At 71.3% G+C, this 12,435-nt stretch carries 10 protein-coding genes; 4 read left to right on the plus strand and 6 right to left on the minus strand.

The annotated features are described in order from the left end of the window. Window positions 1-25: 25 nt before the first annotated feature. Entirely contained in the window at window positions 26-2,110 is a 2,085-nt protein-coding gene (locus ACIREE_RS15885; RefSeq protein ID WP_404151437.1) for a YhgE/Pip family protein, read from the minus strand. After that, on the minus strand, window positions 2,082-2,867 hold the full coding sequence (locus ACIREE_RS15890) for an ATP-binding cassette domain-containing protein (RefSeq protein ID WP_404151439.1): 786 nt from the start codon (window positions 2,865-2,867) through the stop codon (window positions 2,082-2,084). The genes ACIREE_RS15885 and ACIREE_RS15890 overlap by 29 nt, the downstream gene beginning before the upstream one ends. A gap of 209 nt (window positions 2,868-3,076) precedes the next feature. Here ACIREE_RS15890 and ACIREE_RS15895 point away from each other — a divergent pair, with 209 nt between their 5' ends. The 3 genes from ACIREE_RS15895 to ACIREE_RS15905 all read left to right on the plus strand — a co-directional run bounded on the left by ACIREE_RS15895 (window position 3,077) and on the right by ACIREE_RS15905 (window position 5,241). After that, window positions 3,077-3,631: an SAV_6107 family HEPN domain-containing protein gene (locus ACIREE_RS15895; RefSeq protein WP_404151441.1), complete on the plus strand. Its 555-nt coding sequence runs from the start codon at window positions 3,077-3,079 to the stop codon at window positions 3,629-3,631. Window positions 3,632-3,749: 118 nt separating this feature from the next. After that, a complete protein-coding gene (locus tag ACIREE_RS15900) occupies window positions 3,750-4,559 on the plus strand; it encodes a methyltransferase (RefSeq protein ID WP_404152295.1) in 810 nt (269 codons plus the stop codon). A 274-nt stretch (window positions 4,560-4,833) separates the two neighbouring features. Beyond that, window positions 4,834-5,241 carry a DUF3040 domain-containing protein gene (locus ACIREE_RS15905; protein WP_404151443.1) on the plus strand — a complete coding sequence of 136 codons (408 nt, stop codon included), beginning with the start codon at window positions 4,834-4,836 and terminating at the stop codon, window positions 5,239-5,241. Between the two features lie 93 nt (window positions 5,242-5,334). On the opposite strand, the gene ACIREE_RS15910 is transcribed toward ACIREE_RS15905, so the two are convergent. The 4 genes from ACIREE_RS15910 to ACIREE_RS15925 all read right to left on the minus strand — a co-directional run bounded on the left by ACIREE_RS15910 (window position 5,335) and on the right by ACIREE_RS15925 (window position 10,951). After that, on the minus strand, window positions 5,335-7,728 hold the full coding sequence (locus ACIREE_RS15910) for a DUF3488 and DUF4129 domain-containing transglutaminase family protein (RefSeq protein ID WP_404151445.1): 2,394 nt from the start codon (window positions 7,726-7,728) through the stop codon (window positions 5,335-5,337). Beyond that, a complete protein-coding gene (locus tag ACIREE_RS15915) occupies window positions 7,725-9,137 on the minus strand; it encodes a DUF58 domain-containing protein (RefSeq protein ID WP_404151447.1) in 1,413 nt (470 codons plus the stop codon). The genes ACIREE_RS15910 and ACIREE_RS15915 overlap by 4 nt, the downstream gene beginning before the upstream one ends. Then, window positions 9,137-10,183 (minus strand): AAA family ATPase, encoded by a 1,047-nt coding sequence (locus ACIREE_RS15920; RefSeq protein ID WP_404151448.1) that lies wholly within the window; start codon window positions 10,181-10,183, stop codon window positions 9,137-9,139. Before ACIREE_RS15920 ends, ACIREE_RS15915 begins: the two co-directional genes overlap by 1 nt. Window positions 10,184-10,408: 225 nt before the next feature. Continuing rightward, a complete protein-coding gene (locus tag ACIREE_RS15925; RefSeq protein ID WP_404151450.1) occupies window positions 10,409-10,951 on the minus strand; it encodes a beta-class carbonic anhydrase in 543 nt (180 codons plus the stop codon). A gap of 404 nt (window positions 10,952-11,355) precedes the next feature. Here ACIREE_RS15925 and rsmH point away from each other — a divergent pair, with 404 nt between their 5' ends. Further along, complete coding sequence (gene rsmH, locus ACIREE_RS15930) at window positions 11,356-12,312, plus strand: 16S rRNA (cytosine(1402)-N(4))-methyltransferase RsmH (protein ID WP_404151452.1); 957 nt, start codon at window positions 11,356-11,358, stop codon at window positions 12,310-12,312. Window positions 12,313-12,435: the final 123 nt, after the last annotated feature.

The following is a 12,435-nucleotide window of genomic DNA, read 5'->3' on the forward strand; positions in this document are numbered from 1 at the left end:
CTCACAGGCGGCCCCGCGGCGCCGCTCACAGGCTCAGCTCCGGGTGCAGCCGGTCGAGCGTCCACACCTGCTTGCGCCGGGCCGTCCACGCCGTGAGTGCGAGGGCGCCCGCCGTGAACGCGGTCAGCACCACGCACGCCTGCCACACAGGACCCGGCCCGCCGCCGGATATCAACCGCCGCAGCGCCTCGACCACGTAGCTCATCGGCAGGTACGGATGGATCGCGTTGAAGAAGCCCGGGCTCGTCTGTACGGGGTACGTGCCGCCCGCGGACGTCAGCTGCAGCATCAAGAAGGCGAGGACAAGGATGCGGCCGGCCGCCCCGAATTGTGCGTTCAGCCACTGCACGATGGCCGCGAAGCACGCCGTGACCAGGCACAGGAAGCCGACCGTCCCGGCCGCGTGCAGCATCTGCAGCCCGAGTGCCCAGTGCAGTACGGACATCAGGGCGGCCACCTGAAGGAGCCCGAGAGCGGCTACAGGCAGCCAGCCCGCGAAAGCCACCCGCCATGAAGAGGCGCCCACGGCGAGCGCCCGCCGGTTCAGCGGCTGGATCAACATGTAGGCGACCATCGCGCCCACCCACAGGGAGAGCGGAATGAAGTACGGGGCGAAACCCGTCCCGTAGTTGGGCGCCTTGTGCAGCGATTGCGAGGCGAGCCGCACCGGGTCGGCCATCACTTCAGTGCGCTGATGGCGATCCTTCTTGTCGTAGTCGGGGATCTTCTGCACGCCGTCGTGCAGCCCGCCCGCCAGCTTCCCCGAACCGTCGGCCAGCTTGAACATGCCGCCGTTGAGGTCCTTCGCCCCGGTCTTCAACTTGCCCACACCGGCGTCGAGTTCGGTGGAACCGGTTTTCGCCGTGCCGAGTCCTGTATGCAGCTTCTCCGCGCCCGTGGCGACCTGGCCCGCGCCCTTGTTGAGCTTGTTGATCTGGGCGACCGCGTTCTCGACATCCTTGTCGAGCGTCGGGGCGCGCTCGGCCAGCGCCTCCGACTGCTTCTGGAGAGTAGCCAAGTGGCTGTCCATGAGGCCCAGGTCGCCGTGCTCGTCCTGGATGAGCATGTTCAGGTCGTCGGAGACGGTGGCGACGTCCACGGCGGCCGTTTTGGCCTTCTTCAGGTCCGGGCAGGCCGGGTCGGAGAGCACCGCCTTCTCGCAGCGCCGCTCGTAGATCGCCGCAAGGACGTCGGATCCCGCGTGGGCGCCCTTGCGGGCGGCGGGCGCGAGCTTCACCAGGTCGTCGAGGTGGTGCCGGACGCCCTTCGCGGAGTCGGCGACGAGCCGCGCCGTGTCGCCGATCTGCTTCTTGTTGCCCTTCAGGAAGGGACGTACCTGATCGGCGGCCCCGTTGACCTTGTCCGCGAGGGTCTGGGTGCCGTCGGAGACCTGCCGCGATCCTGTCTCCAGGTCGGCGGCCCCCGTGTCGAGCTTCTTCAGGCCGCTCGCCAGGTCCCCGCTGCCCTTCTTGGCGTCCTTCAAGCCGTCGGCCAGATCCTTCGACCCCTTCTTGGCCTTGCCGATGCCGCCCTTGAGGTCGTCCGCCCCCTTCGCGGCCTTCTTTGTCGCGTCATGGATGTCCGAGAACGAGATGAAGATCTTGTCCAGGAAAGACCGCGACGCGTTCGTGGACGCGGCGGAGCGCACTTCGGAGAAGACCGTCCGGGAGATCTGCCCGACGATGTAGTTGTTCGCGTCGTTCGTACGCACCTGAAGGGCGCCGGTCTCGGGGGTGTCCCCGGAACTGGACGCGATCCGCTTGCTGAAGTCCCCGGGCATCGTCAGCGACAGGTAGTACGTGCCGTCCTCCACGCCCTGTTCGGCCTGCGCCGCGCTGACCTCGTGCCACTGGAAGGTGTCGCTGTCGTACAGCCCCTTGGTGATGTCGTCACCCGCGCTGATCCTCTTCCCGGCGGTGGCCGCTCCCTTGTCGTCGTTGACGAGCGCCACGGGAATCTTGTCGAGCCGCCCGTACGGATCCCAGAAGGACCACAGGTACAGCGCTCCGTAGAGCAACGGCAGCAGCAGAAGCGCGACGAGCGCGGCGCGCGGCAGTTTTCCCCTGCCGAAACGCCTGAGCTCAAGCGCGGCCAGCTTCGGTGAGCGCATCGGCCGTCTCCTTGTCGGTGTCGGTGGGGGTGGTGACCGGGCCGGTGGTGTGCGGGTGGACGGTCGACATGACGACGGCATCGAGGTCGGCCGGCACCTGGCTGCACACGGCGACGACCGTGGTGCCCGCCGCCGTGATGGCCTTCAACTGGGCCCAGATCTCGGCCCGTTCGGTGTCCGCGAGCTTCAGGTCGGTGTCGTCGATGCCGATCAGGAGCGGTCGGCCGATGAGCGCGAGCGCGAGGGAGAGGCGCAGCGCCTCGACGCGCTCCAGGTCGCGTACGGCCGTGCGGGGGCCCTTCGGAAGGGCATCGAGGTCCAGGCCGGCGGCGGTCGGCGCGGTCCTGATCCGCAGCTTCGCCTCGCTCACGCGCTCGGCACGCGGGCGCAGCAGTCCGCGCAGCGAACCGTCGAACCGCCGCTGCAACAGCTCCCGTTCCCGCAGGTGCTCGGCGACGGTGAACGCCGGATCGAGATCGGTGACCCCCGGCACCTGCGCGAGCGCGCTCACCCGCCGTACGGCGGCCATCTGTCGCGGCAGCCGGAACCCGCCGACGGCCGCCGTCCCCTCGGCGGAGCGCATCCGTCCGGTCAGCGCGAGCAGCAGACACGTGCGGCCGCTGCCGGACGGCCCCTCCACCGCGACGAGCGACCCGGGCGCCGCGTCGACGTCGACCCCGCGGAAAGCCCAGCCGCGCGGTCCCTTCACCCCGAACCCCGCGGCGGTGACAGCGGCTCCGTCCTGCGGACCGTCCATGGACACGTTCCCCCTCGGCGACTCTTGCGGTCGCCGTTCCGTGGTGGCGACCTGTGGCTGGTGACCTTTTGAACTGACCAGTCAGTGCAAAAGTTAGCCCGAACCTCCGATCGAAGCAAAAGGCCAGGTCGGAGCCGATTGTCAGTGGCGTCCCGCACCATGGGCACATACGGCCACTGCGCCGTCACACAGACGACAGGAGGTTCGTCATGGCCAGGTACCCCGCAGCCGCCGCACGCAGCCGCGCCACCACCGGCCCTGCCCCCTCACTGACCGGACCGCCGAGCGACGTCCACCCCGTGCAGCGCCGCGGGGGCGCCCCGCCCGCCGCCCTCGATCTGCTCGCCCAGGCCCGCGCCGGACTCGAGGAGGCGTCCGTCCTCGAAACGCCGAACGAGCGGTACGCGACAGCCCACCTCGCCGCCCTGCGCACCGCAGCGGCCGTGCTCGCCGCCCGCGGCCGGCCCGAGTCGACGCCCAAGCGCCGCGCCAGGATCCGCAGCGCCTGGGAAGTGCTCCCCGAGATAGCGCCCGAACTGGCCGAGTGGGGCGCCCTGTTCGCCGCCGGAGCCACCCGCAGAGCGCGCGCGGAGGCAGGCATACGCGGTGCGGCCGCCGCCCGCGACGCCGACGACCTGCTGCGTGACGTGGCGATGTTCCTGCGCCTGGTCGAGCGGATGCTCGTCCTCCAGCCGGTGCTGCCCCGGCCACGCCAGGAGGACGATGTCCGAGCGGCGGAGCGGGAGGTGCCCGACGCGGGGTGACCAGCGCGTGTGGGTTCGCGGCCCCGTCCCCGCATGGCATGGCCGCTCGGCCGCGCCCATTAGGGTGGAGACGCCCGAACCTGTTCACGCCGAGGAGCCAGCTGCCGTGTCGGACCCGATGCGCCCCCCCGTCTCCCACCCTCGAACGACGTCGCCGCACTCCGACCCCTCGCGTTCCCGAGCCTCACTGCGTACCGCCGTGGTCTGGGAGGTCCTCAAGGACGCGCTCGACCGCCGGGCCAAGGTCACGGGGAACCAGGCGCTGGACGTCCTCGACACCGGAGGCGGCAGCGGCAACTTCGCGGTGCCGGCCGCCCGCCTCGGCCACCGCGTCACCGTCGTCGACCCGAGTCCGAACGCGCTGTTCGCGCTCGAGCGCAGGGCCGCCGAGGCGGGAGTCGCCGACCGGGTGCGGGGAGTCCAGGGCGACATCTCCGGCCTGTTCGATGTCGTCGAGCACGACGCGTACGACGCGGTCCTGTGCCACGGCGTCCTGGAGTACGTCGAGGAACCGGCAGAGGGCGTGCGCAACGCGGTGGGCGCGCTGCGCTCCGGTGGTGTGCTCAGCCTGCTCGCCGCGGGCCTCGGCGGCGCCGTCCTCGCGCGGGCCCTGGCCGGCCACTTCAAGGAGGCCCGGCAGGCGCTCGACGACCCGGCGGGCCGCTGGGGCGAGGGCGACCCGGTACCCCGGCGCTTCACCGCCGAGCAACTCTCCCATCTCGTCGGCGACGCGGGCGTGGACGTCGGCGCGGTACACGGAGTACGGGTCTTCGCCGACCTCGTTCCCGGCGTCCTCGTGGACACCGAACCCGGCGCTTTCCAGGAGCTCCTGAAGCTGGAGGCGGCAGCCGCCGAACTGCCCGCCTTTCACGCCGTGGCGACCCAGTTGCATGTACTGGGCGAGAAGCGGTCGACGGACGAGACCTGAGCGACGGCGACCATCTGCCGCTGATCAGCGACGCAGCGGCAGATGGAGTACGCCACAGGCCCCCCGATCGGGCGCCTGTCGCCGTATGATCGGGGTAGACGGTCCGGCATGACGGACCGGCCGCTGGGGAATGACGCCTAGTGAGCCGGAGCGGCGTGGCGCGGTCCGGAATGGTGATGTTGGCGTAGAGGGGCGGGTTTCACGGGGGCGATTCCCTGCCTATCCTGAAGGGGACCCCCGGTCGCCCCGGCGACTGCACGATGAGGAGGACTCCGTGCCGCTCTCGGAGCACGAGCAGCGAATGCTCGAGCAGATGGAGCGAGCGTTGTACGCCGAAGATCCCAAGTTCGCGACAGCGCTTGAGGGAAGCGGGCTGCGTACATATACCCGACGTCGGGTCTACCAGGCAGTCGCGGGCTTCCTGGTGGGTATCGCGCTCCTCATGGCAGGTATGGTCGCGCAGCAGATCTGGATCAGTGTGGTGGGGTTCCTCGTCATGCTGGGGTGTGCGGTGCTCGCTGTCACAGGCTGGCGCAAGGCGCCCAAGCCGGGCGAACAGCCGGCGGGAGCGGTGCCAGGCGCGCCGGCCGCCCGACGGCAGAGCAAACCGAAGCGATCGATGATGGACCGGATAGAGCAGCGCTGGCAGCGCCGCCGCGACGAGCAGGGTGGCAGCCGCTGAGCGGCTCCGCCGCAGCAGCCGGGATTATCCACGTACAGAAAGGGTGACCGCCTTGGGCGGTCACCCTTTCTGCGTATGAGCCTGAACCGGTTCTCAGCTAGGCCTCTCCAGGGCCGACGCCCAGCGGGTCCGCAGCCGCACGGTGAGCGACTCCCAACGGTGCGATACCGACCACGCCACCCGAACGGCCGAGCGCGGCGCGAGCGTTGCGCGCAGCCGCGTCATCCGGCCCGCTTTCGCGTGCAGCCCGCCGTACAGTCGCCGCACGTCATCGCCGAGGCCCGGGACGGGCACCGGCCGGGGCGCGTACAGCACCTGCTCCACTGCCGCCGCCACCCGGTGCACGGCCTCGGCGGCAGGCGCGTCGAGCTGCCCGACCCGCACGATCCGCGCCGCCGCCTTGCGCGGGGTCTGTGCGTCGTCCGGCGTGATGCCGACATCCCACGCGGTGTCCGTCACCTCACGCCAGGCCGCCAGCGTGCGCGTACCGACATCGGCCTCCGTGCGGCCGGAGGAACCGAGCCGCCGCGCTCTGACGCGCTTGCGCCACACCATCGGCAGCAGCGGCACCCCAATGATCAGCAGGGCGGCCAGGGCCACCAGCAGGATCATGCCGAACGGCGGCCCGTCGTCCGTCGAGCCGCCCGCGACCGCCGGGGCCGTGTTGCCACAACTGCCGTCCTTGCGCTGCGCCAGCGAGCAGCTCTGCGACGACGAGGGCTGGGCGGCCGAGGGAGCCGAGGAGGCGGACGCGCTCGGCGCCGCCGGGTTGCTCGGATTGCCCGCCGGGGTGTTGTCCTGCGTGTACTCCGGCACCGTGCCGCGGTTCGGCGTCGGCTCGAAGCGGGTCCAGCCCACGCCCTCGAAGTACAGCTCCGGCCAGGCGTGCGCGTCGCGCAGGCCCACCGAGTACTTGCCGTCGCCCGCGGCCGCGCCCGGTGTGAAGCCGACCGCGACGCGCGCGGGGATGCCAAGGGTTCGGGCCATTGCCGCCATTGAGAAGGAGAAGTGGACGCAGAAGCCCTCTTTCTGCTTCAGGAAGCGGGCGATGGCGGCGGACCCGCTGCCGGCCTGCACCTCGGTGTTGTACGTGAAGCCGCCGTCGACCGCGAAGTAGTCCTGCAGCTTGACGGCACGCTCGTAGTTGTTGGCCGCGCCCTCCGTGACCCGCAGGGCGGTCGAGTGCACGACGTCCGGCAGCGAGTCCGGCACCTTCGTGAACTCGCGCGCCAGGTCCGTCGGCGGCGCCCCGGCGTTGGCCAGCTGCTCCGCCGTCGGCTGCACGATCAGGCTGGTGACGTCGTACGACTTGCCCCGCGTCGTCTGCCCGTGGTCGCCCACCAGGGTCCGGCCGACCTGCTCGAACCGCCAGCGCCCGTCGATCGACACCTTCGTCGCGGGATACGGCATGGGCAGCCAGTCCTGCGCGTACCAGTCGGCCGCCGAGATCCGGGTCGTGACCTCGGTCCTGCCGATGTCCGCGCCGAGCCCCGGCGGGCCCGGCAGCGTGGACGGCACATCGGTGATGCTGCGCACCGAGGGGCGCCACGTCGTGCCGTCGAAATCGTCGAGCGCGACGATCCGCAGATACATGTCGGACGTCCGCTCGGCGTTCGTCCGGTACGACATCACCGTCCGGTCCTCCGGCTGGTTCAGGCTGTTCTGCAGCGAGACCAGTGGGTTGACGGCGGAGATGGTGCCGCCGCCCCCCGAACCGTTGCCCACACCGGTGCCGGAGGGGCCGAGGAGACCGCCGTCGAGGGCGGGCAGCGCGAGCGGCACGGCCAGGGCGATGCCCAGCGCGAGCACGCCGATGCGGCGGCCGGTGCGGACCGGGGCGAGAGCGCCGCCGCGGCCGTCCTGGCCAGGTGTCCCGGCGGGCGGGCGGCCGGTGCCGCCGAACACCCGGCCCCACTGCGAGAGCCGGTCCCGGCTCTCGGCGAGCAGCAGCAGAAGATAGCCGCCGGCCGCGAACAGGAACCACAGCCAGTCGGTCCCGCCGTCGGAGAGCCCCGCGGCGACCGAGTACAGCGCGAGCAGCGGAAGCCCGGCCGGGGCCGCGCTGCGGAACGTGACCGCGAGGGCGTCCACCAGGAGCCCGATCACCAGCGTGCCGCCGACCAGCATCAGCCGGATGCCGTCGGACAGCGGCGCCGGGATCATGTACCGCCCGACATCGTCGCCGCCGGCCTGGAGCAGCACCCCGAAGTGCCGGAAGGCGTCCGGGCCCGGCAGGATCGCGCCGAGCGCCTGGTCGTGCGCGAAGACGAGGGTGAGCAGCAGCAGGGAGACCAAGGCCTGGGCGGCGATGGTCAGCGGCCGCGCGAGCGGGACCCTGCGGGTCGCCGCTCCCACGGCGGCCTGGAGCACCAGCAGGATCGCGGCCTGCATGATCCAGGTCGACTTGTCGACGAGGGGGAGCAGCGCGCACGAGGCCAGGAACGTGGCCAGCGTCGCGCAGACCGTCAGGCGGGCGCCGCCGCTCATGACCAACCCCCTGTGGTGCTCGGGGCCGATGTCCCCGCACGCTCCCGGTCCGCCTGCTGCCACATGCCCACGACGGAGGCGCCGGGCGGCACGACCACCGCCGTCCACCCCGCCTCCTGGAGCATGCGCAGCCGCTCGGCGCACTGCGGCGAGACGGATGCGCCGGAGCCCTGGAGCCACCCGGCGCTGTCCAGGAGGAAGGCGACCGCGCCGCCGCTGCGCTGACGCATCTTGGCGGCCACCGCGGTCTGCTCTTCGTCCAGGTCGCCGAAGAAGGCGACCAGCAGCCCTTCGTTGCCACCGCGCAGTACGTCGTACGCCGATGAGAGCGTGTACGCGTCGGAGTGGTCGACGACGGCGAGCGTGTCCATCATCAGGCCCGCCGCGTCCGCCGATTCCTGGCTGGCGCCCGCGAACCCGTCCGTGCCCTCGCCCGGCACGGCACTGCCGGTATCCGTCAGCAGCCGTACGGTGAAGCCCCGTTCGAGCATGTGCACCAGTGCAGAGGCCGCACCGGACACCGCCCATTCGAAGGCGGAGTCGGGGCCCGCGCCCTGGAAGGCCGTACCGCGCGTGTCGAGCAGTACCGTGCAGCGGGCCCGCTGCGGCTGCTCCTCGCGGCGCACCATCAGCTCGCCGTAGCGTGCCGTCGAGCGCCAGTGGACGCGGCGCAGGTCGTCGCCGTACCGGTACTCGCGGGGGATCACGTCGTCGTCGCCGGCCAGCGCGAGCGAGCGCTGCCGGCCGTCCCCGTACCCCTTGGCCTCACCGGTGAGCCGCACCGGGGGGAGCGGTTCCACGCGCGGGATCACCGTCAGGTTGTCGTACGTGGAGAAGGACCGGGTGAGCTCGCACATGCCGAACGGGTCCGTGAGCCTCAGTTGCAGCGGCCCCAGGGGGTAGCGGCCGCGCAGGTCCGAGCGGACCCGGTAGGACACCTCGCGGCGGCCGCCCGCCTCGACGCGGTCGAGGACGAAGCGGGGCCGCGGGCCGAGCACGTACGGCACCCGGTCCTGGAGCATCAACAGGCCTGTGGGCAGCCGCGAGATGTTGTCCATCCGCAGATGGACGCGGGACTCCGAACCGGCTGGCACGCGCGCGGGGGCGAGGCGGCGGCTTCCCGCTACCCGGTAGCGGGTGCGGTACAGGGCGCCCGCGCAGACCAGCGGCAGGGCCGCGAGGAGCAGGCCGACCCGGAGCAGATCGCTCTGGCCCAGCACGTACGCGCAGATCGCCGCGGCGATACCGGCGGCCAGGAACGAACGGCCGCGCGTGGTCAGCCCGGCGAGCGCGGTGCGCAGGCCGCTCTTGTCGCCCTTGTCGCCCTTGTCGCCCTTGTCGTTCGCCGTGCCGTCGCCGTCCGTGAAGCCGCCCCCGGGGTCCGCCGCGGAGTACCCCCCTGCCACCATCACAGCCTCCGGGCGCCGGGCGGCTGCTGGCCGAACATCGGAGGAGCCGGGTGGTAACCCTGAGGTGTGCGGGTGTCGGCCGCCGCCGCCGGGACCGGGATGCGCTGCAGGATGTCGAGGACGACCTGCTCGGCCGTCCGCCGGTTCAACTGGGCCTGCGCGGTGGGCAGCAGACGGTGCGCCAGGACCGCGACGGCCAGGGCCTGTACATCGTCCGGCAATGCGTACTCCCGGCCGCTGAGCGCCGCCGAGGCCTTGGCCGCGCGCAGGAGGTGCAGCGTCGCCCGCGGGGACGCGCCGAGTCTGAGATCCGGATGGGCGCGGGTGGCGGCCACCAGGTCGACCGCGTAGCGCCGTACGGCGTCGGCGACGTGGACCGTGCGTACGGCGTCGACCAGCTTCACGATGTCGTGCGCGTGCGCCACCGGCTGCAGGTCGTCCAGGGGCGAGGCGCCGCCATGGATGTCCAGCATCTGCAGCTCGGCCTCCGGGCTCGGGTAACCGATGGAGACACGGGCCATGAAGCGGTCGCGCTGGGCCTCGGGAAGGGGGTAGGTGCCCTCCATCTCGACCGGGTTCTGCGTGGCCACCACCATGAAGGGGCTCGGCAGTTCGTATGTCGTGCCGTCGATGGTGACCTGGCGCTCCTCCATGGATTCCAGGAGAGCGGACTGCGTCTTCGGGGACGCGCGGTTGATCTCGTCGCCGATCACGATCTGCGCGAAGATCGCACCCGGTTTGAACTCGAAGTCCCGACGCTGCTGGTCCCAGATGGACACCCCGGTGATGTCCGACGGCAGCAGGTCGGGCGTGAACTGGATGCGGCGCACCGAGCAGTCGATGGACCGCGCCAGTGCCTTGGCGAGCATTGTCTTCCCGACGCCCGGCACATCCTCGATGAGCAGGTGCCCCTCGGCGAGCAGCACTGTCAGCGAAAGCCGTACGACCTCCGGCTTGCCCTCGATCACACCCTCCACCGACCTGCGGACACGCTCCGCGGTGGTGGTCAGATCAGTGAGGCTCGCTCGATCGTCATAGGTCGTCACCCGGCCCTCCTCGGCCCAAACTTTCCCGGGCCGACGCTCTGTGACGCGGACCGGCCCACCCCGAAACACGGACACCACGCGCGAAAAGTTCCGTCGCTCGCGCGAGGTGCCACACCCGCATTCTTGTTGGCGTTACCTGTTCGTGTCACTCGCCTGTGGATAACTGGCCGCGATATGTCGTGGCTTACGACCTTTTGAGGGCATCGCCGTGGCCACGTCCGCGGTTCAGCGCGGCTGGATCTCCCGCAACTCGCCCGTCTTCACATCGAGGACGAAGCCGCGCACGTCGTCGGTGTGCGGCAGGAACGGGGAGGTGCGCACCTTCTCGATGGACTGCCGCACGTCCTGCTCGACGTCCCCGAACCCCTCGACGGCCCAGTTCGGGCGCTGGCCGACCTCGCGCTCCAGCTCCTGCCGGAACTCGTCGCCGAGCCCCTCCATGCCGCAGCCGCTGTGGTGGATCAGGACCACGCTGCGAGTGCCGAGGGCGCGCTGGCTGATCGTCAGCGAGCGGATCACGTCGTCGGTGACGACGCCACCCGCGTTCCGCATGGTGTGGCAGTCGCCGAGTTCCAGGCCGAGCGCGGCGTACAGGTCGAGGCGGGCGTCCATGCACGTGACGACCGCGACGCGCGCGGCGGGGCGCGCGCTCAGGCCGGGATCGCTGAACGCGGCGGCGTACCGCACGTTCGCCTCGACACACCGGTCGGTCACGGTGGCGTCGCCGGATATGGCGTCGTCGGACGGGCTGGAAGCGGAAGTCGTCATGGTGACGACGGTAGTCGGCGGGGTCGACCGTGGCCTGCTGTGAGAAGGGACAAAGAACATCATCGCGGCTTGTTGTGAGCTAACCCACAGGGCCGCGTGGGGCGCGGCCGAACGGGTGAACGGGCGAGATGTACGGCCTCGGCCGACGCGCTCCGCGACGCGCAGGCCGGTTGATTGACCGAAGGGCGCCGTGGACTAAAGTGACGCCGAACCCCATTAACGAAGCAACACGGAGATCCCGGCGCCGCCGGACGCTCCCCGCGTGCGCGGCGCGTACGTACGGCTCGGCCTCCTCCCGCTCCGGTCGGACGGCGTCACTTCCCCGGCGCCGACGGACCGATCCCCTTCGAGCGGGCGGGGACCCGGTAGTGCGTACGACCGCCCGCCGGACCTGAGAGGGCCCTTTGAGTCAGCGACATGTTCCGGTGATGCTCCAGCGCTGCCTGGACCTGTTGGCCCCATCACTCGCCCAGCCGGGAGCGGTCGTCGTCGACTGCACGCTCGGTCTCGGCGGACACAGTGAGGCTCTGCTCGCCACGTTCCCCTCGTGCCGCCTCGTCGCGCTCGACCGTGACAAGGAGGCGCTGCGCCTGTCCGGCGAGCGCCTCGCCCCCTTCGGCGACCGGGCCACCCTCGTGCACGCCGTCTACGACGAACTGCCCGAGGTCCTCGACCGGTTGGGGATCCCGCGCGTCCAGGGCGTCCTGTTCGACCTCGGCGTCTCCTCCATGCAACTCGACGAGGCCGACCGCGGCTTCGCCTACGCGCAGGACGCGCCGCTCGACATGCGCATGGACCAGTCGGCCGGGGTGAGCGCCGCCGAGGTCCTCAACACCTACGCGCCCGGCGAACTGGTGCGGATCCTGCGCCAGTACGGCGAGGAGAAGCAGGCCAAGCGCATCGTCTCGGCCGTCGTACGGGAGCGCGAGAAGGAACCGTTCAGCAACAGCGCCCGGCTCGTCGAGCTGATCCGCGACTCTCTTCCGCAGGCCGCCAAGCGCACCGGCGGCAACCCGGCCAAGCGCACCTTCCAGGCCCTGCGCATCGAGGTCAACGGCGAGCTGAGCGTCCTGGAGAGGGCCGTCCCGGCCGCCGTGCGGGCGCTCGCGGTCGGCGGCCGGATCGCTGTCCTGTCGTACCACTCGCTCGAGGACCGGCTGGTCAAGCAGGTGTTCGCGGCCGGCGCAGCCACCACGGCGCCGGCCGGCCTGCCCGTCGTCCCCGAGCGCTACCAGCCCCGGCTCAAGCTGCTCACTCGCGGTGCCGAACTTCCCACGGAGGAAGAAATCGCCGAGAACCGCCGGGCCGCCCCGGCACGGCTGCGGGGTGCGCAGCGCATCCGCGAGGAGGTTGCCGAGTGAGGCACGCGCGCGTGGAGAGGTGGTCATGACCGCCAGGAGCGGCTCGAAAGATGCCAGGGACTCCCAGAGGCCCCAAGGGTTCAAGGAGTCCAAAAGGTCCAGAGGCTCCGCGCGCGCACCACG

Origin of the sequence: Streptomyces sp. NPDC102467, from assembly GCF_044765445.1 — a bacterium.
GTDB lineage: Bacteria > Actinomycetota > Actinomycetes > Streptomycetales > Streptomycetaceae > Streptomyces.

What these genes read in the sequence shown, in the direction of transcription:
- ACIREE_RS15915 (WP_404151447.1), bottom strand. Translation starts at nt 9,137, where the DNA reads ATGGTGGCAGGGGGGTACTCCGCGGCGGACCCCGGGGGCGGCTTCACG.
- ACIREE_RS15910 (WP_404151445.1), bottom strand. Translation starts at nt 7,728, where the DNA reads ATGAGCGGCGGCGCCCGCCTGACGGTCTGCGCGACGCTGGCCACGTTC.
- ACIREE_RS15925 (WP_404151450.1), bottom strand. Translation starts at nt 10,951, where the DNA reads ATGACGACTTCCGCTTCCAGCCCGTCCGACGACGCCATATCCGGCGAC.
- ACIREE_RS15885 (WP_404151437.1), bottom strand. Translation starts at nt 2,110, where the DNA reads ATGCGCTCACCGAAGCTGGCCGCGCTTGAGCTCAGGCGTTTCGGCAGG.
- ACIREE_RS15900 (WP_404152295.1), top strand. Translation starts at nt 3,750, where the DNA reads ATGCGCCCCCCCGTCTCCCACCCTCGAACGACGTCGCCGCACTCCGAC.
- ACIREE_RS15895 (WP_404151441.1), top strand. Translation starts at nt 3,077, where the DNA reads ATGGCCAGGTACCCCGCAGCCGCCGCACGCAGCCGCGCCACCACCGGC.
- ACIREE_RS15890 (WP_404151439.1), bottom strand. Translation starts at nt 2,867, where the DNA reads ATGGACGGTCCGCAGGACGGAGCCGCTGTCACCGCCGCGGGGTTCGGG.